Annotated in this window: 17 protein-coding genes; 10 read left to right on the plus strand and 7 right to left on the minus strand. The window is 66.2% G+C overall.

The window, feature by feature from the left end; all coding sequences use genetic code 11:
* Together ABW137_RS23495 and ABW137_RS23500 are read left to right on the plus strand one after the other, a co-directional pair.
* The coding region (locus tag ABW137_RS23495) for an FCD domain-containing protein (RefSeq protein WP_526403859.1) at positions 1-223 on the plus strand (223 nt) is incomplete at its 5' end.
* 177 nt (positions 224-400) lie between these two features.
* The gene (locus ABW137_RS23500; protein ID WP_526403860.1) at positions 401-1,183 is read left to right on the plus strand and encodes a GNAT family N-acetyltransferase; all 783 of its coding nucleotides are present in this window, start codon (positions 401-403) and stop codon (positions 1,181-1,183) included.
* A gap of 162 nt (positions 1,184-1,345) precedes the next feature.
* On the opposite strand, the gene ABW137_RS23505 is transcribed toward ABW137_RS23500, so the two are convergent.
* Positions 1,346-2,077, minus strand: a complete 732-nt coding sequence (locus tag ABW137_RS23505; RefSeq protein ID WP_526403861.1) for a class I SAM-dependent methyltransferase — start codon at positions 2,075-2,077, stop codon at positions 1,346-1,348.
* Positions 2,078-2,323: 246 nt separating this feature from the next.
* Here ABW137_RS23505 and ABW137_RS23510 point away from each other — a divergent pair, with 246 nt between their 5' ends.
* Complete coding sequence (locus ABW137_RS23510) at positions 2,324-3,250, plus strand: serine hydrolase (protein WP_526403862.1); 927 nt, start codon at positions 2,324-2,326, stop codon at positions 3,248-3,250.
* Between the two features lie 39 nt (positions 3,251-3,289).
* Here the strand turns inward: ABW137_RS23510 and ABW137_RS23515 are convergent, their stop codons facing one another.
* Positions 3,290-6,097: a helix-turn-helix transcriptional regulator gene (locus tag ABW137_RS23515; RefSeq protein WP_526403863.1), complete on the minus strand. Its 2,808-nt coding sequence runs from the start codon at positions 6,095-6,097 to the stop codon at positions 3,290-3,292.
* Between the two features lie 45 nt (positions 6,098-6,142).
* The gene (locus ABW137_RS23520; protein WP_526403864.1) at positions 6,143-7,264 is read right to left on the minus strand and encodes an acetamidase/formamidase family protein; all 1,122 of its coding nucleotides are present in this window, start codon (positions 7,262-7,264) and stop codon (positions 6,143-6,145) included.
* Positions 7,265-7,516: 252 nt separating this feature from the next.
* On the opposite strand from ABW137_RS23520, the gene ABW137_RS23525 reads away from it, so the two are divergent.
* From ABW137_RS23525 to ABW137_RS23535, 3 genes are all read left to right on the plus strand, one after another.
* Positions 7,517-8,296: a helix-turn-helix transcriptional regulator gene (locus ABW137_RS23525; RefSeq protein ID WP_526403865.1), complete on the plus strand. Its 780-nt coding sequence runs from the start codon at positions 7,517-7,519 to the stop codon at positions 8,294-8,296.
* A 280-nt stretch (positions 8,297-8,576) separates the two neighbouring features.
* Entirely contained in the window at positions 8,577-9,464 is an 888-nt protein-coding gene (locus ABW137_RS23530; RefSeq protein ID WP_526403866.1) for an alpha/beta fold hydrolase, read from the plus strand.
* Between the two features lie 4 nt (positions 9,465-9,468).
* The gene (locus ABW137_RS23535) at positions 9,469-10,140 is read left to right on the plus strand and encodes a cysteine hydrolase family protein (RefSeq protein WP_526403867.1); all 672 of its coding nucleotides are present in this window, start codon (positions 9,469-9,471) and stop codon (positions 10,138-10,140) included.
* A 35-nt stretch (positions 10,141-10,175) separates the two neighbouring features.
* Here the strand turns inward: ABW137_RS23535 and ABW137_RS23540 are convergent, their stop codons facing one another.
* On the minus strand, positions 10,176-10,748 hold the full coding sequence (locus ABW137_RS23540) for a TetR/AcrR family transcriptional regulator (RefSeq protein WP_526403868.1): 573 nt from the start codon (positions 10,746-10,748) through the stop codon (positions 10,176-10,178).
* 97 nt (positions 10,749-10,845) lie between these two features.
* Between ABW137_RS23540 and ABW137_RS23545 the strand changes: the two genes are divergently transcribed.
* The gene (locus tag ABW137_RS23545; RefSeq protein WP_526403869.1) at positions 10,846-11,652 is read left to right on the plus strand and encodes an SDR family NAD(P)-dependent oxidoreductase; all 807 of its coding nucleotides are present in this window, start codon (positions 10,846-10,848) and stop codon (positions 11,650-11,652) included.
* Between the two features lie 87 nt (positions 11,653-11,739).
* On the opposite strand, the gene ABW137_RS23550 is transcribed toward ABW137_RS23545, so the two are convergent.
* From ABW137_RS23550 to ABW137_RS23560, 3 genes are read right to left on the minus strand one after another with little or no spacing between them, the layout of a single operon-like run.
* Entirely contained in the window at positions 11,740-12,645 is a 906-nt protein-coding gene (locus tag ABW137_RS23550) for a carbohydrate ABC transporter permease (RefSeq protein ID WP_526403870.1), read from the minus strand.
* Position 12,646: 1 nt separating this feature from the next.
* Positions 12,647-13,567: a carbohydrate ABC transporter permease gene (locus ABW137_RS23555; protein WP_526403871.1), complete on the minus strand. Its 921-nt coding sequence runs from the start codon at positions 13,565-13,567 to the stop codon at positions 12,647-12,649.
* Complete coding sequence (locus ABW137_RS23560) at positions 13,564-14,922, minus strand: extracellular solute-binding protein (protein ID WP_526403872.1); 1,359 nt, start codon at positions 14,920-14,922, stop codon at positions 13,564-13,566. The genes ABW137_RS23555 and ABW137_RS23560 overlap by 4 nt, the downstream gene beginning before the upstream one ends.
* A 336-nt stretch (positions 14,923-15,258) precedes the next feature.
* On the opposite strand from ABW137_RS23560, the gene ABW137_RS23565 reads away from it, so the two are divergent.
* From ABW137_RS23565 to ABW137_RS23575, 3 genes are read left to right on the plus strand one after another with little or no spacing between them, the layout of a single operon-like run.
* Positions 15,259-17,706, plus strand: coding sequence for a glycoside hydrolase family 3 N-terminal domain-containing protein (locus ABW137_RS23565; protein WP_526403873.1), 2,448 nt, complete (start codon positions 15,259-15,261; stop codon positions 17,704-17,706).
* Positions 17,699-18,784, plus strand: a complete 1,086-nt coding sequence (locus tag ABW137_RS23570; protein WP_526403874.1) for a LacI family DNA-binding transcriptional regulator — start codon at positions 17,699-17,701, stop codon at positions 18,782-18,784. Before ABW137_RS23565 ends, ABW137_RS23570 begins: the two co-directional genes overlap by 8 nt.
* On the plus strand, positions 18,777-20,177 hold the full coding sequence (locus ABW137_RS23575; protein ID WP_526403875.1) for a GH1 family beta-glucosidase: 1,401 nt from the start codon (positions 18,777-18,779) through the stop codon (positions 20,175-20,177). The genes ABW137_RS23570 and ABW137_RS23575 overlap by 8 nt, the downstream gene beginning before the upstream one ends.
* Positions 20,178-20,185 lie beyond the last annotated feature (8 nt).

Consider the following 20,185-nt stretch of genomic DNA (forward strand, 5'->3'; position numbering starts at 1 on the left):
GCGCATGGGGTCGTTGCTGAACTTGACCGTCAACTTCGTGCCGCTGCGTTTCTTCGGTTCCATTCCGGGTTGGTCGGCGGCCTCAGTCCACGATCACACGGACATCCTCGACGCCTTGCGCGACCGGGACCCCGAGGCCGCACGGCTGGCCATGACGGCGCACATCGAGCACATCGGCCGGTTGCTGGTCACGCATCTGGCGGCGCAGAACATCCTGACCTGAGCGCGGCTGGGCGCCGCGCGTGGAGCAGGGGCGTGAGCATCACCCGTCAGCGCAGACTCGACGCACGTGGGGCTCCCGTCGACGAAACGGTGCTTGGCGGGACACAGCGCGCGCGGAGGTCTAGTTTGCAGGAGAGCGCGACCGGCGGTACATCCCTAGCGGCCCGTGGAGATACACATGACGACTTGGACGCGGGACCAGGTCCTTGAGCAGTCCCGACTATGGGTTTCGCCCTGGCGACCGCCGGAGGCCACTCACGTGACGGTCGATGGTCACGAGTTCTATCGCATGGGCGCAGAGGCCACCTTGATTACGTATCCCGTCCCGCCTGCCGACGCCGTCGACTCGATCCGAAGCGCAGTGACCGCCGCTGCTCGCAGTGGCGCCGACTCGCTGCAGATCACAGTGGGGCTTGACTATCCCGGCGGGGACACGGTGGCACATGTGCTCACGACGATGTCCGCGGCCGCGCTGGGGATCGTCGACATCCTGGCGATGGACCTGTCGACTTCTCCCATCGAGATCGGCTCGCTGGCAACGGGGGTCGATGTCATTGAAGTGCAGACCTACGAGGAGTTCGCCGAATTCGAGCGCACCTCTGCGCTCGGCTGGGGCTACCCGATGTCCCCGCGTGCCAGTATCCAATCGGCGTATCGAACGCTTGCTCCTGGCTCCTTCCTCGCCTACCACGATGGAATTCCGACTGGGACGGGTGGTTTCACCCTCGTTGGGCCGGTCGCACGGTTGTGGGGCGCATCCGTCGTACCCGCTATGCGGGGCCGCGGCGTCTACCGAGCATTGGTCGCCCTTCGCCTGGTCAACGCCGCCGCACGAGGGGCCACCCTCGCGCTGGTCCATGCCGAGTCCACATCCTCACCCATCCTGCAGCAACTGGGCTTCCTGAAATTCGGCGAGCTCCGCACGTTCCGCGTCGACACGGCCCGCCAGGCGATGACATGAAGGGGGCATCCGGTGTGTCGCGGTCGTCGGCGGTTTCACCCGAAAAGGGTTGGCCAGCAACGGGTTGGCATCGCAGCGCCTCGTGCTGATCCAGCCAAGACGAGCGTCGTCGGTATCGAGGTGCTGCCGGACTTTCGAGGACCGATCTGGACCTTGGACCACCTAGCGTCCCACCCGTACGAGCAGGAAGGGTGGGAGTGCGGCGCGGTGTGGATTCGTTGCGATGACCCTTTCGTCGGGGGCGGGCTCGGCGAGCACCTCGACCGAGAATCCGTGATCGACGAGCGCCGCGGTGTAGCTGCTGATCGTGCGGTGATAGTTCCCAGCGCGGCGGACGCTTTGCGGATGTGTCGATCGCCAGAAACCCTCGGCCCGGTAATCGCCGACGACTCTGCGCACGGTGCCGTCCATGTCGACAAAGGTGGCGCCTGGTGCCTCGAAACACGGGTGCGGCACCGTGAAGGCCAGCTTGCCAGTAGGTTTCAGTACCCGCTTGACTGCTGTGATCGCTGCATCCAGGTCGGCTACGTTGTTCAACGACAACGCCGCGACGACCCAGTCCATCGATTCGTCGTCGATGGTGTCGAGGCTCTGCCCATCGTCAAGGTGGTAAGAGTCAAGGTGGTAAGAAGCGCCAGCCGGATGACTGCGTTCGGCGGTTCGCGCTTGCATGATCAGCGCTTCGGACGAATCGATGCCCACTACCGTGGCGCCGCGAGCGGCGACGGCACGCGCGACGATTCCCTCGCCACACCCAAGGTCGAGCACGCTTGACCCCGCAAGCTGCTGCGGGAGCAGTGCCAGCAGGATGTCGCGGGAGAACTCGTGCATCGCCGACCCGTCACGCACCAAGCGTGTGTACCACTCGGCGATGCCGTCCCACGTCTCGTCCACCGAGTCCTGAGCGTATCGACTACCGACCGCGCGTGCTGGAGGTATGGGGATGTCCCACCAAGTCCGGAGTTCACTACATGCCCTGATCTGCGACGACGGCAACAACTGCCGAGTTCGTGCCACCCGAGCCCAACCCACGTCCGATTGCAGGCCGACACCGTCTGGGCCAGCCGATTAGGCTGGAGTAACCGGCGGGCGCAGCGTTCATCCCGCTCGCCTGGTTCAGGATCTGCTCGGAGGAGACTTATGCGTCGACGGCTGCCGAAATCGGCGATGACGAGAACGGCGATCGTCTGCGTGGCGCTGCTCGTAAATGGTTGTGCGGCACAGGTCTGGGGCACGCCGCCGGCCGCTGAGGACACCCCACGGGCAACAGTCGTCGCCCCGCAGGCCTCGCTTCCCGCGCTGCCCGAAGCCCCACCCACCCCACCGGCCTCATTCGACGGCCTCGACGCCCGAGTCCGTCAAGCCACCGCCGACGCGGCGGCGTCCGGGGCCAACATCGAGACCGTCGTGTTGGACCGCGACACTGGCCAGACCGTCTCCAACGGGAACAACAAGCCCTTCCCGATCGCGTCGGTGGTGAAGCTGTTCATCGCCGACGACCTGCTGCTGCAGGAGTCGGAGGGCAAGACGAAACTCTCCGCGGCCGACCGCCAGTCACTCAACGTCATGCTGCGCTCCTCCGATGACACCGCAGCCCAGAACTTCTGGGACCGCAGCGGTCAGAACGCCATCATCGCGCGCGTCAAGGCCCGGTACGGGTTGGCGGGCACGACGGCGCCCTACAACGGACACTGGGACGTCACGCAAAGCACCGCAAGCGATCTCGTCCGTTATTACGACATGCTGTTGAACGGCACCGGCGGTCTGCCGCCCGAACAGGCCAACGTCATCATCGACAACCTCGCACAATCGACGCCGACGGGAACCGACGGGTATCCGCAGCGGTTCGGCATCCCGGAGGGTCTCTATGCCGAGCCGGTTGCGGTCAAGCAGGGCTGGTTCTGCTGCTGGAGCGGCGCAAACCAGTTGCACGTGTCCACCGGCATCATCGGGCCCGACCGCCGCTACGTGATGGCGATCGGCTCGCTGGACCCCACCAGCGCCGCCGCCGCCCGCGAGAACATGACTCAGGCCGTCAAGACGATGTTCCCGGGCGGTCATATCTAGCGTCGCTGATTCACACCTGGGACTTCACCTGCATCTCGGTCACGGTGACTCCCCCTGGGGTTCCTCCGGGCCGTCGGTGAAGGCCGCGAGGAGTTGACGGCGAGACGTCACGCCCAGTTTCCGGAAGACCTTGCTGAGGTGGTACTCCACGGTGGACTTGGTGATGAACAGTCGACTGGCGATCTCGGCGTTGGTCGCTCCGGCACCGGCGTGACGGGCCACCTGGACTTCCTGCGGGGTGAGGCCAAACGGGTTGCCCCACAACGAGTCATCCTGGGACGCCGTCCCGGAGGCACGGCGCTCCGCACGGGCACGAGCGGCGAACGCGGAGGCCCCCATCTCGGTGAACATGTCTTGGGCTGCCCGCAAGTGAACCTGCGCGTCGCGGCGACGCTTCCTCCGGCGAAGCCATTCACCGTAGAGCAGATGTGATCTGGCGAGTTCGGTGCGCAGTGCCGTCGCTGCCAGGTGCTCGATGGCGTCCAGATAGTACGGCTCGGCATCGGCATCGTCAGCCATCAGCGCCATCGAGCGGGCCAGCACGCCCAAGGCCCACGGTGTCGACGAGACGGTGGCGCGTTCGTGCAGCCGTGTCAACGCCGTCTGGGCGGCGACGCGGTCTCCCCCACGCACACCGGCCTCGACGACCTCGGGCAGGATTCGGTTTCCGAATCCGGGCGGGTCGTCCTCAAGGATCTGCAGGCCCCAGTGGAGTGCCTCCGGATACCGCCCCAACCCGATCTCCAGGACGGTCAGACCCATCAGGGCGAAGACCTCCAGGATTCTGGCACCCCTTTCGCGACCCCATTTCGCGGTCAGGGACGCCACTGCGCGGCTTTCGCTCTCGCGGCCCTGCCACGCCCGCACCTCCAACAACACCCCGGTGGTCGCCGGTGGTGGGACACCGATCAACGCCGAGATCTCGGCGGCTTCTTCGTAGCTGTTCTCGGCTTCGGTCAGCTGTCCCGCCCAGGCCTGACTGACCGAGAGTCCGGCCAGGGTGATGCGCATCGCACCCAGGGCGCCCTGGCGTCGTTCGATGACTCGGGCGCGTTCGAACATCGCGCGACGGCCCTTCTCATCCCATACGTCGTCGGCGGCGAACCAGCCCAGAATCGTCGATGGGATGTCGGCGTGAGCGGCGTCCTCGTCGGTGAACATCGACGCGACGGCGGATCGCAGTTGCGGAACCGCGTCGGCGTATTCACCGACGATGCGGGTGGCGTACCCGTCCAACAGCAGGTCCTTGCCGTTGGGCGGATGCTGCGGATCCCGCGACGCGGCCAGCACCGCCCGCGCGACTTCCTCCAGCGTGCTGTCGACGGCGTACTGACGGGCCACCACCGATGCCTGCATGGCTTCGAAGAGGATCTGTCGCCGCAGCGGCACGTCAGTGACCTCGACCCTGCTCGCCGCGTCCAGCAGCATTGCCGGGGCAGCCTCGTGTCTGGAGAAGAACACTGCGATGGAGGCGCGCAAGCGTTGCACCGAGACGTGCAGGCCGGCGTCGTAGAGCGCTGGCGTCGCCAGGTCTAGGACAGCCTCCGCAAGCGGACCATCACCGGCGGCCAGATGGGCCTGCGCCGCGGCCAAGTATCGCAACGCGCGCCCCTTGGACTCGGGGGACAGCTCGGCGGCCCGGGCCAAGAACGCGGCCTGCATTGCGTAGCCACCCCGGCGCTGAGCCCGGCCCGCCGAGGCCTCCAATTCGGCGGCGATCGTCTCCTCGGGCGTCGTTGCGGCGCAAGCCCGGTGCCAGGCAGCCTGGTCGCCGTGGCCGTCATGGTCGGCGACATCCGCCAGTGCAGTGTGCACCCGTCGCCGTTCGTCGAGCGTGGCGCCGTCGTACACTGCCGAACGGATGAGGGCGTGGCGGAACGTGATTCGTGGCTCCAGGGACACGACCCCTTGTTCCACTACGGAATTGGCTGCCTCGGCCGCTGCACCTAGCAGCTGCGCGGCTCGCCACGTGGCCGTGGGCTCGTCGTCGGACGACGCGGCGGCAATCAGTAGGAAGGTGCGCGCATCCGGGGACAGCGTCGCCACCTGCGCTAAAAAGTGCTCCTCGACCCGGCGGCCGACGGGCAGGCGGGGCGGCAATGGGAACCGTCTCGCCAATTGGTCGGCAGTCAGTTCTGCGACCATCGCCAGCATCGCGAGCGGGTTGCCACCGGTCTCGCTAATCACCCGCGTCGCGACCCGCGGGTCCAGCACTCCAGGCACCGCGTCGTGGAGGAGCGCCTGAGCTGATGGCGGATCCAGTGGGCCGATGTGCCGGGTCGGCAACCCGGCCACCGCGGTCAAGTCCCCAGCGTGCGCGCGGGCACTGAACACCAACCCGATGGGGTCGGCACGAAGCCGCCGCGCGACGAACCCCAGCACGGCCAGCGACTCCGGATCCAACCACTGTGCATCGTCGACCAGGCAGACGATCGGGTTCTCCGTCGCAACCTCGGACAGCAGCGCCAGCGCACCCAGATTCACCAGAAAACGGTCGGGCGTCGGGCCCTCTTCGAGGCCGAACGTGACCTGGAGCGCGTGGCGATGCGGGCCGGACAGCCGGTCCAGGCGGTCCAAATAGGGCAGCAGGAGCCGATGCAGCGCAGCGAAACCGAGACGCTGCTCCGATTGCGCGCCGGAGATCCACAACGCGGTGACCCCGACGGCCGAGGCCATGACGTACTGCAGCAGACGGGTCTTGCCGACACCGGGTTCGCCGATCAACACCAAGGAACCGCTGAATCCGTCACGGACACCGGCGGCAAGGTCTTCCAACATCGCGCATTCCTCGGCTCGTCCCACGAGAACCTCGCGGTTGTGACCCGGATCCGCCCCGTCATCGTTCATCTGTCCCCACCTGTGCGCTCGACGAGACCAATTGGGGACCGACGGTCAGATGAAGATGTCGAGCGGGAGTACGGCGGTCACGATGAAGTTGGGGACGTCGACCATTTCGGAGATCTTCAAGTCAACCGCCACTGAACAGATGGTGTAGGCCTGTTGTTCGTCATAGCCCCATTCGTCTTTCAAGTAGGCGATCATCTGGTGCAGCGCGTTGGCCGCCGCGAGGCTGGTGTCCTCGGACTCGTTGGTGCCGTCGGCGCGGATCGGGAGTCCCGTCGTCGCGTAGAAGCGTTTGGGCGCCTGCCACTCCGGCTCCATGATGAAGTCGTCTCGGAAGAACTGAAGGCCCTGTACGCCGCGACGCTTGGCCTCACCCTTGCGGAGATGCAGTTCGGCCGTGAAGGTGCCCGCCACCTCGATGGCCGTGCCGCATACTTCGCCATCGCCCTGAGCGAAGTGAGCGTCGCCGACCGAGAAGAGCGCGCCCTCTGTCGCCACCGGGATGAGCATCGTCGTGCCTGCAGTGAGCTGCTTGACGTCGATGTTGCCCGCGATCTCACGCGGGGGGATGGTGCGCAGCGCCTCGTCGGCGATGGCGGGGTCGGACGGCACCGCGCCCCTCGGTTGGGGCCCGTTAACCGCTCCACCGCGGGCCAACAGGTCGGCCTCGCGGCGCAAATAGGTCTCACGCAGCGCCGCGGAGGGGGCGACGCCCATGGACCCCATGAACGGAGCGCCGGGTATCCGGACACCCGGAATCTGCTCGCTGGTCGCCCAGTTGTCCGCGATGTCCCACTTGGTGATGTGCGGCGCGGTGTACTTGCTTCGCAGGAAGCCGAACCCGGGAACCTGCACGGTGTAACCCCAACGGTCGCACTTGGTTTGGCGAATGCGGACCTCAAGCAGATCGCCAGGTTCCGCGTCGCGGACGTAGACCGGCCCGGTGTGCGGGTGAACGAGGTCGGTGGTGGCGCGCCCCACGTCCTCGTTGGTGGTGTCCTTGTTGAACTGCGAGTCCCAGGCGTCACGCGCCTCCATGACGACCGTGTCCCCAGGGTCGATCGTCAGGATCGGCGGAATGTCCTCGTGCCAACGATTGTGGCCGGTGTGTGGCTCCTCCGCGAGAGTCTTGGACTTGTCGATCTTGACGTAGTGCGTTGAACCGGCCATCTGGGTTGTCCCCAATCGCTGTGTGGGTCGGGTGCTGTTCGCCGATGAGTCGGCTGAGGAGAATTCAACGGCGCAACCGCCGGGGACCGCCAGTCGATGCGCGCACCGTTTCCGGCAATTCGCGCACCGCGCACGCCAGGCGAGCAGCAGTTACACGCGCTCAACGTTCACGGAACGCCGTGGAAACGAGTCGTGACCACCCTGATAGCCGTACGCTGCCAAGTGGGCCTGCCGTGACGAGAAAGTCCTGATATGTCGTTTGACGAGTTCGCCGTGCAGGTGCTCGAGCGCCTGCCAAGCCCGGTGTGGGTGGTACAGGGTGACGGCGAGATCGCTTTCGCGAACACGGCCGCCGCGGTGGAAGTGGGTTGGTCCGATCCGCGGCAGCTGCTCGGCATGCCCAGCCACGAGACCGTCCATCACCGTCGCACAGACGGGTCGGAGTACCCGCGCGATGCATGTCTGGTGCTTCGGAATGGCACGCCGATGCCCTGCACCCCCAAGTCCGACGAGTGGTTCGTCCGCCGCGATGGCAGCATCTTCCCGATCGCCTGGTCATGCGCGCCCATCGAGATGCACTCCGGTTCGGGCATGGTCGTGGCGTTTAGGGATGTCAGCGACGACCGAGAGCGGATGCGCCTGCTCCATAGCGGTCAGTGGGAGGCGATCCGCGACGCCGCCCCGCGGCCGACGGCCGTGCTCAATCGAGAACAGTTGATCGGCCGGATCCGCACGTTCATCGCGGAGAACGCCCTCGACCCGGCACTCGACCCGGCACTGGTGGCGAAGGCCCACCACATTTCGCTTCGGCTCCTCCAGGCGCTGTTTGCCGACGAGGGCTCGTCGCCTGCCCGATTCATCCGCGACCAGCGACTGACACACGCCCGCACGCTGCTCAACGACGGTCACTCCATTTCGCAGGCCGGCGCGCTCAGCGGGTTCTCCGACCTCGGCACGTTCACCCGCGCGTTCCGGCGCCGCTTCGGTTGCACGCCATCGACGTTCCTCCGGGGTTACCGCACACTGCCCTGAAGAAGAGGCGCCCGGTTCGTCGACACGTCAGGCCGTCGGCGAAGGCGGTCCCTCTCGGCGGACCCCCTTGGGGAACGCCTTGCCAACCGCGCACCTCGACTGGTGGGCCGACCCGTATCCGAACCCCGCGTCGAAGACACTGGGGTTCGGCACGGATTCGGGCGGGCCTGGTTCCGTGGTCGGCTCCAATGCGTCGGATATGCCGACACGCCAACTGCATCTTCCCGCCCCTGCCCGGCCCGTTCCCAACGCGGCGGCAGCTTTCCGAACAGGTGAGTCCATGAGTGTCTTTGCTACCCGGTACAACACGGCGACGATCGAAGGACTCGAGGTGTTCTACCGCGAGGCCGGCGATCCCAACAACCCGACATTGCTGCTGCTGCACGGCTTTCCGTCCAGCTCTCACATGTTCCGCAACCTGATCAACTCCCTGGCCGACGAATACCACCTGGTGGCACCCGACCACATCGGTTTCGGCCGCTCGGCGATGCCGACGACGACCCAGTTCACCTACAGCTTCGACCGTCTCACCGAAATCACCGAAGGCTTGATCACTCATCTCGGCCTCGACCGATTCGCCCTGTACATCCACGACTACGGTGCCCCAATCGGCCTACGAATCGCCAGCCGTCGCCCCGAACGGATCACCGCGTTGATCACGCAGAGCGGCAACGCCTACGTGGAGGGCTTCACTCCGTTCTGGGACGTCCTGTTCGCCCACGCCAAGGACCGCGCCGCGAACGAGGACGGCGTGCGCGAAAAGTTCACCCCCGAAACCACGTACTGGCAGTACACCCACGGCGTGCCCGCCGATCGGCTGAACCGAATCGCCCCCGAGACCTGGCAGCTCGACCAACTCGGCCTGGACCGCAAGAACAACGACGCCATCCAGCTGCAACTGTTCTGGGACTACCAGTTCAACCTCGACGGCTACCCGGCGTTCCAGGAGTACTTCCGGACCCACCAGCCTCCGCTACTGGTCACCTGGGGCAAGAACGACGAAATCTTCGGCGCCCCCGGCGCGGAGGCATTCCGCCGCGACTTCCCCAACGGCGAATTCCATCTCCTCGACGCCGGCCACTTCGCGTTGGAAACCCACGGCGAGGAAATCAGCGGGTACATTCGTGACTTCCTGCCGCGAGCTCTCGCTACCGAGACGACGAATTGATCCGATGGAGTACGACAACAACGACACTGCAGTTGTCATCATCGACCCGCAAAACGACGTCCTGAGTCCCACCGGAAAGAACTGGGACAGTGTCGGGGCGAGCGTGACCGAGAACAACACGGTCCAGCACTTGGTCGACATCCTTGCTGCCGCCAAGGCCACGGGCTTCGGTGTCTACGTCTCGCCGCATTACTTCTACCCCACCGACAGCACCTGGTTGTTCAACGGCCCGCTCGAGGCAGACGAGTTCCGCACCCACAGCTTCGCCCGCAGCGGCGCGCTCACGCTAACGGGATTCTCGGGGTCTGGGGCCGACTGGCTCGACGAATTCAAGACGTACATCGAGGACGGCGAGACGGTCGTCGTCAGCCCGCACAAGGTGTGGAGTCCACAGTCGAATGACCTGATCCTGCAGCTCCGCAAACGGGGCATCGCCAAAGTCATCCTGTGCGGCATGCTGGCGAACATGTGCGTGGAGTCGCATCTGCGGGACCTACTCGAGAACGGTTTCGAGGTGACTGTCGTTCGCGACGCCACAGCCGGCCCACGGCACCCCACGCGAGGGGACGGTTACCAGGCGGCACTGGTCAACTACGCGTTTCTCGCCCACGCCGTCGTGACCACGGGCGAGGTCGTGACCGCTATGACCGCAGCCGTCGAGAAGACCGACACATGAGGATCTGCGCTTCGGGGCATACCCGACGGCGACGGTCAGCGTAGAGCCTCGCTCGCCGCCCTCAGTTCTCGCAGCGCGTGTTCGGCGAGCTTGGCGAGCGTCTGCCGGTTGCCCGGACCGAGCCACCGTAGGTAGGCAGCGCCGAGGGCGAGTGCCCCGACTTCAGCCGCGAGGCTCGCGGTCGGCGCCTTCACACCGCGCTCGCGAAGCGCCTCGGCCATCGCGGCGGTGAGCGTGGCCCTCTTCAACAGTTCGCGCTCCCGCAGATCGGAGTTGCCGTCGATGACGGCCTGGCGCTTCGCCAGGAAGTCTCGTCGCTCATCGCCCAGGTCGGCAGCAAAGGCCGCTAGTCCCGCGCCGATCGCCTCCAAGGGCGTGGCCGCGTCCGGCGCGCCGGCGATTGCGTCGGCGAACAATCGGCGGTGCACCTGTTGACCACCGAACAGGACCTCGCGCTTGTCCGCGAAGTGACGGAAGAACGTCCGTTTGGTCAATCCTGCACGCTCCGCGATGGCCATCACGGTCACGCTCTCGTACCCGTGCTCGATGAACAGCTCCATCGCGGCCCCCTCCAGCCGCTCCGGTGCGTTGGGTTCCCACCTGCTCATCCCCACACCCTAGGACCACCCGCCCGTGATGACACCCGGTGCCATCGAAGGTAAAGTGATGTCACCGGGTGTCATCCAGTGATAGAGAGGAATCGAGATGAAGGACCTCCGCACCTACGGCCCGTACGCGATCGTCACTGGCGCCTCCTCGGGCATCGGGGAGGAATTCGCGCGCCAGCTGTCGGCAGCGGGCGTCAACGTCGTCATGGTTGCGCGCCGCAAGGACCGCCTCGACGCCCTGTCCGCCGAACTGTCGCAAGAGCACGGCACCAGAAACCAAGTAGTGACCCTCGACCTGCTCGCCGAGGGCGCGGTCGACGAACTATGGCGTCAGGTCGACGATCTCGATGTCGGGATCGTGGTGGTGAACGCCGGAATCTCGTCCACCGGGCGATTGGCCGACAACTCGCTCCGCGAGGAGATCGACGTTCTCACACTGGATGGGATGGTGCCGCTACAACTGGCGCACCGCTTTACGCGGGAGTTCGTGCCGCGACGCCGCGGCGCCATCATTCTGGTGTCCTCCACGATCGCGGCCAGCCCGCTGCCGTATCTGGCCAACTATGCCGCAGTGAAGGCCTATGTCTTGTCACTTGGTCAGGCGTTGAACTACGAATTGAAGAAGGACGGTGTCGACGTTCTCGTCGTTTCCCCCGGTCCGACGCGCACCCAGGGCCACCAGAAGGCGGGAATCGACATCAAGGGAGCGCCCGTGATGGCACCGTCGCGGGTCGTGCACACGGCGCTGACCAGCCTCGGCAAGCGTGCCCACGTCATCCCGGGAGGCGTCAACAAATCCATGGACCTCGTGGCCAAGTATCTGATGCCGCGGTGGTTTTCGGTCAAGTTCTACGGAAGGCTCTTCGGTCGCGCGCTCGATGAGGGGGCACGGAGGGCGGCGTGAGCCGCGCTGTCACTAGCGATAGTTCGTGTACGGCGCGAATGGCGCACTGCCGCAACGGTATTTCCTCGCGTGTTGGACCTGCCCTGCCTACTTGCTGAACCCCGCTGTCAGACCGCTGACCAGCTGGCGCCGACCCAGGGCATAGAGGACGATGACCGGGAAGGTGCTGAGGACGACGGACGCCATGACTGCGGGTACGTTCACGCTGTACTGACCCTGAAACGTCCACAGGGCCAGCGGCAGAGTCCGCTGGTCCGGGCTCTGGGTCAGGATCAACGGCAAGAGGAATCCGTTCCAGACCGTCAATCCGTTGTACACCGACACCGTGACCAGAGCGGGCCGTGTCAAGGGAAAAGCCAGCTGCCACATCGTTGCCCACTCACTGGCCCCGTCCATCCGCATCGACTCGAACAACTCCTTGGGCACGTCCCGGATGAAGTTCGCCAGAATCAGCACCGATAGCGGGATGGCGAATGCGATGGAGGGCAGGATGATCGCCAGCGGGGTGTCGTACAGCCGTAGGCGAATGATGATCAGGTACACCGGGATCACCACGGCCTGCAACGGAATTGCCAGCCCAGAGAGGAACAGCATGTTCGCCCAGCGCAGGAATCGCCCCTTGCCCCGCACGATCGCGTACGCCGCCATGAAGGCAAGCAGCACCGTCGGCACCACCGTTCCCACCGTGACGACGACGCTGTTGAGGAAGTAGCGCGGAAAGTCCGATTCGGCGACGAACTTGTACTGGTCGAAGTTCGACTCCGGGGACGGCAGCAACGGATTGGTGGCGAAGTAAGTGCTCTGGCTCTTCAAGCTGGTGATGACGATCCAGTAGACCGGGATCATCACGACCGCCAGCCACAGGCACGCGATCAGCGCGCCGAGCCAGTTCGGCCGTTCGCCGCCGCGCATCCGCTTCCGCCGTCGGGACACCGGCCGGCGCGCTGGGCTGGATGCGGTTCGGTTGGGCGGGCTGGTCAGGGTCGCGGACAAGTCATGCTCCGTCCAGCTGGCTGTGCGATGGAGTGCCCCCACCGAGACGGCGCAACAGCAGCGCCAGCCCCAAGCCGATGAGGACCAGAATGACGGCGATGACGCTGGCGGGCCCCATCAGGTTGGCTTGGAACCCGCGTCGGTACATGTCGAGGGCGAGCACCCGGGTGGCGTCACCCGGACCGCCTGCGGTCAGCACGAAGACCAGGTCGAAGAAGGTGAGCGAACCGATCACCATGAGCGTCGATGACGTGACGATCGTGTAGCGCACCTGGGGCAGCGTGATGGCGAAGAACTTGCGGCACCGGCCCGCACCGTCGAGCTGGGCGGCTTCGTACAGCGACTGCGGGATCTGCTGAATTGCGCCTTGGTAGATCAGCGAGTGAAACGGCACGAACTGCCACGACACGATGAAGATGACGACCCCGAGGGCCAACCCGCCTCTGCCTAGCCAGTCCTGACTGAGCAGGGGTATGCCCAGTCCGACGCCGAGACCAAAGTTAGGGTCCAACAACGCTTTATAGGTGATCGCGATGGCGGCAGTGCTCAGCAGCAGCGGGATGAAGTACAGCACCGCGAGCCATTCGCGATACCGATGTCGGCCGGCAAGGAAGGCACCGATGAGGAGGCTGGCCGGTGTCTGGATTGCCCATGACACCACCATCAACAGGAACGTCACCCAAATCGTGTGTGGCAGAGCGGGGTCGGTGAGGACTGACCGCCAGCTCGCCAGACCGGCAGGAACGATCGGACCGATGCCGTCCCACTGGCTGAAGCTCAATAGCAGCACGCCGACCAGTGGGAGCACGGCGAAGGCCACGAAGAAGATCAGCGCGGGAATGGCGAGCAGTCCGACCCGGGTGTCGTGCACGGAGCGCGAAGCCGGTTGCCGGAGGTGCACGCCGGACGGCGCGGCGGTCATTTACCGATGACCTGATTCATGTTGTCGGCAAACTGCTGTGGGCTGATCGACAGCTGGAACAGCCGAGCGATGTTGTCGAGCAGGGCCTCGGCCGCCGTCGGTGACAGCGCTTGGTCCCACGATTGCGCGAATACCTTGGCTTCGGTGGATACCTTGTAGACGAACTCGAGGAAGTCGGCGTCCTTCGACTCGCTCAGCTGCCCCTGCGTACCTTGCACCACCGGCACGCTGCCGGTGTCGATCCATTGCTTGATCTCGTCGTCGCTCAGGATCGCGGTACTGAAGAACTTCTTGGCCACGTCCTTCTGCTCATCGGTTGCCTTCGAGTAGATCGACAGATACTGGGCTGGGTTGCCGAGGGTGTCGGTCGGATCGCCCTTGCCGCCGTCAACCGGCGGAAAGTTCATGTAACCCAACTTGCCACTGGAGACGAAATCGCCTCCGTCGGTGGACATTCCGCCGTAGGTCCAGCTACCGTGCAGCATCATCGCTGCCTTGCCCGTGTACAGCAGCGCCTGGTCGGCATTGGAGTCGGCCGTGATCGAGGAGAACCCCCTGACGAAACCGTTGGCCTTGATCAGGTCCTGCGTCCTGGTCAGTGCGTCGACGGCCGCGGGGTTGGACCAGGCGTTCGGCTCGCCGTCGTAGGCCGCCGCGAACACCTCGGGTCCGCCGATCCGGTCGAAAAGGAACTCCAGCCACATCATCTCGGTCCACCGGGATTGTCCGCCGAGTGAGAAGGGAGCAATTCCCTTGGCATTGAACTTGGGCACCAGATCCATGATCTCGCCCCAGCTCTGGGGCGGGTTCACACCGACGTTCTCGAACACCTCCTTGTTGTAGTAGAGGATGATCGGCTGGACGGCCTCGGTGGGCATCGCGTAGATCTTGCCGTCGACGGTCGCTGGGCCGAAAGCCGAAGGAAAGAGCCGGTTCTTGACTGCCGGATTCCCTTCGAACCACGAGCTGAGGTCGTCCACCTGGCCGGCGCTCACGTAGCTGCGCAGTGTCCCGCCGCCCCACCCGTAGATGATCGTCGGCGCCTGGCCTGCACCGATCGCCGTCTTGATCTTCGTCTTGTAGGCGTCGTTCTGGAAGGTGGTGAATTGGATCTGGTGGTCAGGGTTGGCCGCATTGAACCGATTGACCGTGTCAGTGCGGATGCCCTCCTGTGGCTGCGAGGTGAGGAACCAATAGGACGCCGATCCGGGGGCGCCGCCCCCACTGTTGGCGGACCTGCTGGGCCCCGAACTGCCGCACGCGGCGGCCAGGGCGGCCAGCATCGGCGCGCCGATGGCGGCGGTGAGGAAGGTCCGGCGGGACGTCGTATTGAAATCGGCGGTCTTGAGATCCACGCTCAGCTCCGTACGTGAGAGCCGCGCCGTCGCGGCTGGTCGGTCGTCCGAGGCGGGCGCCGCTGGTCCGGTACGTCGCCGTCGCTGCTGCGGGGCGAGAAACCGATAAATTTTCGACGGTGACCGCAAAAGTTAACGTATATTTTCGGTGTGAACGCTGTCAATAGCATCATTCTTGTTACTGACCAGTTCGAGGCGATTGGCGCATATTAAGCAAACCCATTGCTGCAAAAGGCCTTACAGTGCTAATACATACAGAGACACGGCTTTCGATTCGTCGAAAAGTATCGAAATGTTTCGAACGACAGACATTCGTCAGGCTGGAAGGACCGTCCCGTGACGTCAACACACCCGATTGAGCAGACCACTCCTGCCAACGCGGTGGCCCTCCGACCGTGGCGGAACACTTCACTTCCCGCCGCCGACCGAGTGGAATTGCTGCTGGCGGAAATGAGCGTTGAGGAGAAGGCCGCACAGCTCGGCAGCCGCTGGGTCGGCAATGACAGGCACGAGCGCGAACAGGCACCCGATTCGAGCGAGTTTGCCGGCGCCACGCCCACTCCCAACGTCGCGCCGCTCGAGCACGTGGTCGCGCCCTTCGGCGCCGTGGCGCTGAGCGACGCCGCCAGGCACGGTCTCGGGCATCTGACCCGGGTCTACGGCAGCAGGCCCCTCACCGTCGCGGAGGGAGCCGCCGAACTGGTTCGCCAGCAGCGGATCGTCATCGAGACGTCCAGACTGGGCATCCCTGCCCTGGTGCACGAGGAGTGTCTGACTGGTTTCACCGCGTACGGCGCGACCGTGTACCCCGCGGCGATCGCGTGGGGCGCGACCTTCGACCCACCACTGGTGCAGGAGATGGCCGCGGCGATCGGCACGGACATGGCTGCGGTCGGTGTGCACCAAGGACTTTCGCCAGTCCTCGACGTCGTGCGCGACTACCGTTGGGGTCGGGTCGAGGAAACGATGGGCGAGGATCCGTACCTCGTATCGACACTAGGGGCGGCGTACGTCGAGGGGCTGCAGAGCGCGGGTGTCATCGCCACCCTCAAGCACTTCGCCGGCTACTCCGCGTCGCGCGCCGCACGCAACCACGGTCCGGTGCCGATGGGGAAGCGCGAACTGGCGGACGTGATCTTTCCGCCGTTCGAGACCGCGGTCACCATCGCAGGCGCTGGCTCGGTGATGAGCGCCTACAACGACGTCGACGGCGTCCCGGCGTCCGCGGATTCGTGGTTGTTGACCGAAGTGCTGCGCGAGCAGTGGGGTTTCACCGGCACCGTGGTCTCCGATTATTGGTCCGTGCCGTTTCTGTCGATGATGCACCGGGTGGCCGCCGACGCCGAGGGGTCCGGCGTCGCGGCGCTACTCGCTGGCGTGGACGTCGAGCTGCCGGACACCGTCGGATTCGAGGGCATCGCCGGACGCGTACACGCCAACCGGCTGTCGGTCGAGACCGTCGACCGGGCGGCGCGCCGGCTGCTACTGCAAAAGGTGCAGCTGGGCCTGTTGGATCCGGATTGGACCCCGGAGGGTTCGGTGGAAGGTGCCGACGCCGTCGACCTGGACTCCCCGGCCAACCGCGACGTCGCCCGCAGGCTCGCCGAACGCTCGATCGTGCTGCTCGACGAGGGCACCGCGCTGCCGCTTGCCGGGCCGGGGAGGCCAGCGATCGAGCGGATCGCCGTCGTCGGTCCATGCGCGGCGGACCCGCGAACGTTCATGGGCTGCTACGCCTTTGCCACCCACGTACTACCCCGCTTCCCCGGCTACGGGCTGGGTTTGACGGTGCCCACGCTGGTCGAGGCCATGCAAGCGGAAGTCGAGGGCGCGCAGGTCAGTTACCAGCAGGGCTGCCAGGTGCAGGGATCCGACCGATCCGGGTTCGCCGATGCGGTCACGGCCGCCGAGTCCTCGGACGTCTGCATCGCCGTGGTGGGAGATCTGGCGGGACTGTTTGGGCAGGGTTCCTCTGGAGAGGGCTGCGACGCGGAAGACCTGAGCCTGCCGGGAGTTCAGGCCGACCTCATCGAGGAACTGCTCGCCACCGGCGTTCCCGTCGTGGTCGTCGTCGTCTCGGGACGCCCCTACGCCCTCGGCGCCTTCGCAGGGCGGGCGGCGGGAATGGTTCAGGCGTTCATGCCCGGGGAGGAGGGCGGTGCCGCCATCGCCGGTGTGCTGTCCGGCCGGGTTCAGCCCGGTGGCAAGTTGCCGGTGCAGATCCCACGCACCCCCGGTGGGCAGCCCGGCACCTACCTCCAGCCGCCGCTGGGCACGCTGGACGCCGGCGTCAGCAGCATCGACCCCACGCCGCTGTTCCCCTTCGGTCATGGCCGCTCCTACACCAGCTTCGAACTGGACGGCCTGCGGATCAGCGCCGACGACGTACCCACCGACGGTGAGTTCACCGTGTCCGTGCGAGTCCGAAACACCGGCTCACGGCCCGGCGACGAAGTGGTCCAGCTGTACCTGGAGGACCCGGTGGCATCGGTGGCGCGGCCTACCCGCCAGCTCATCGGCTACGAACGGGTGCCGGTGGCCGCCGGTGCGGCCGTCACCGTGACCTTCACCGTGCACGCCGACCGGACCTCGTTCACCGGAACGGACATGGACCGGATCGTCGAACCCGGCCAGTTGGAGTTGCTGGTAGGAACCTCGGTCGCCGACATCGCGTGCCGCGGCACCGTCTGGTTGACCGGCACCACCCGTCGGGTCGGTGTCGGCCGCGCCCTGCTCACCCCGGTCACCGTTAGCGCCGATCCGACGGGAGATGGTCATGCCTGATCGGGTGGGCGACGCCGGCGGCCGCGCAACACTCGCCACGGTCGCCGCCTCGGCGGGCGTTTCCGTCGCGACGGTGTCCAAGGTGCTCAACGGCCGCACCGACGTCGCCCCGGCGACCCGCTCGCTGGTGAAACGCCTGCTCGAGCAGCACGACTACGTTGCCCGGCGGGCCGAGCTCGCCAGTGAGCTCCCCACCGCGGGAACCCCGGCCGGACCGCCGACGGTCGAACTGCTGTTCCACGCGGATTTCAACGCCTACGGCATCGAGGTGGTCCAAGGTCTGCTCGACGCAGGTGATGCCGCCGGAGTCGCGGTGGTCGTCAGCCGCCGTCCCGACGGCCCACGCGAGTCTGGCGGTGCGGCACGATGGGTCGCCGATCTGGCCGCCGCAGGCCGCCGCGCGGTGATCTCCGTCGTGGACCAGCTGCCCGAGGCCGACGTCGCCGCGCTGCACCGGTTCGGTTTGCCGCTGGTCGTCATCGATCCGCTGAACCAGCCGACCGAGCGGATCACCAGCGTCGGGTCGACCAACTTCTCCGGCGGCCTCGCCGCAACGCAGCATCTGCTCGGCCTGGGCCACCGCCGCATCGCGTACGTCGGCGGTCCGATGACGGCGGCGTGCAACCAGGCCCGGTTGCACGGATACCGCGCCGCGATGGAGGAGGCCCGCGCCGAGATCGACGACGCCTACGTGCGAACCGGGAACTTCCTGTACGACAACGGTCTTCACGAAGGTCTGACACTGCTCGACCTGCCGACGCCGCCGACCGCAGTGTTCGCAGGCAGCGACGAGACCGCGCTTGGGGTCATCGAGGCAGCCCGCTCCCGCGGGCTGCGGGTGCCCGAGGAGTTGAGCGTGGTGGGCTTCGACGACACCCAGCTGGCGAAACTGTCGTCACCGCCGCTGACCACGATCCGCCAGCCGCTGCGTGAGATGGGCGCAGTCGCCATGCGCACCGCGCTGCGGCTGGTCGCCGGCGAGGAACTCGACTCGCACCACGTCGAACTCGCCACCCAACTCGTCGAGCGGCGATCGACCGCCCGGCTCGAACCGCGGACGGAGCAGCCCTGTGAGTGAATTGGTCCCTAGCTTTCCCCCGGGCTTTGCCTGGGGCACGGCGACGGCGAGCTACCAGATCGAGGGTGCCGTCACGGCGGGTGGCCGACTGCCGTCGATCTGGGATACGTTCTCGCACACACCGGGCGCGGTGCACAACGGTGACAACGGCGACGTCGCCGACGACCACTTCCACCGCTATCGCGAGGACGTCGGGTTGTTGGCCGACATCGGCGTGACTCACTACCGGTTCTCGCTCGCGTGGCCACGTCTGCAGCCCGACGGCAAGGGCGCCATCAATTCCGAAGGGCTGGACTTCTATTCACGGCTGGTCGACGAACTGCTCACTCACGACATCGTGCCGTGGGTCACGCTGTATCACTGGGATCTTCCGCAGGCACTCGAGGACGACGGCGGCTGGCCGGTGCGCGACACCGCCGAACGCTTCGCCGCGTACGCTGCGCTGACCCACGACAAGCTGCATGACCGGATCCGACACTGGACGACGCTCAACGAACCTTGGTGCTCAGCCTTTCTCGGCTATGCCGCAGGCGCCCACGCCCCGGGCCGCACGGAGCCTGCCGCTGCGCTGGCCGCTGCCCACCACCTGCTGCTCGGGCACGGCCTCGCCGTCGAGGCCCTGCGATCACAGGACCGCCACTCGCAGCTCGGCATCACGGTGAACCTGTCACCGGTCGACCCCGCGACCGATGACCCGGCCGACCTCGATGCCGCCCGCCGCGTCGACGCCGTATCCAACCGAATGTTCCTCGACCCGCTGCTGCGGGGCCGTTATCCCGACGACCTGCGCGCCGACGTCGCTGCAGTCAGTGATTTCGGGTTCGTCCGGCCCGGCGACGAGGCGACCATTGCCGCGCCGCTGGACTTCCTCGGCGTCAACTACTACTTCCGTGCGGTCGTACGGGCCAACGCGGAAGCGCCGGTGCAGGATCCGCATGCCCGCGCCTGGGTCGGCAGCACCGACGTCGAACCCGTGCACACCGGCCTGCCGACGACGGCGATGGGGTGGGAGATCGACCCGTCGGGCCTCTACGACGTGCTCACCCGGGTGCACCGTGACTACGGTCCGCTCCCGATCTTTGTGACCGAGAACGGCGCCGCCTTCGACGACGCCGTCGCCAAGGACGGAACGATCTCAGACGACGATCGAATCGCCTTCCTGGACAGCCATTTCCGCGCGGCACTCCAGGCGATCGATGACGGCGCCGATGTGCGAGGCTACTTCGTCTGGAGTCTGTTGGACAATCTCGAATGGGCCTACGGCTACGGCAAGCGCTTCGGCTTGATCCACGTCGACTACGCGACGCAGACCCGCACCCCCAAAGCCAGCGCCCGCTGGTTCGCCGACGTGATCCGGCGCAACGCCCTGACCGAACCACTGGTGCTCGACTAGTGGCCTGA

It is taken from the genome of Mycobacterium sp., from assembly GCF_040509115.1.
Lineage (GTDB): Bacteria > Actinomycetota > Actinomycetes > Mycobacteriales > Mycobacteriaceae > Mycobacterium.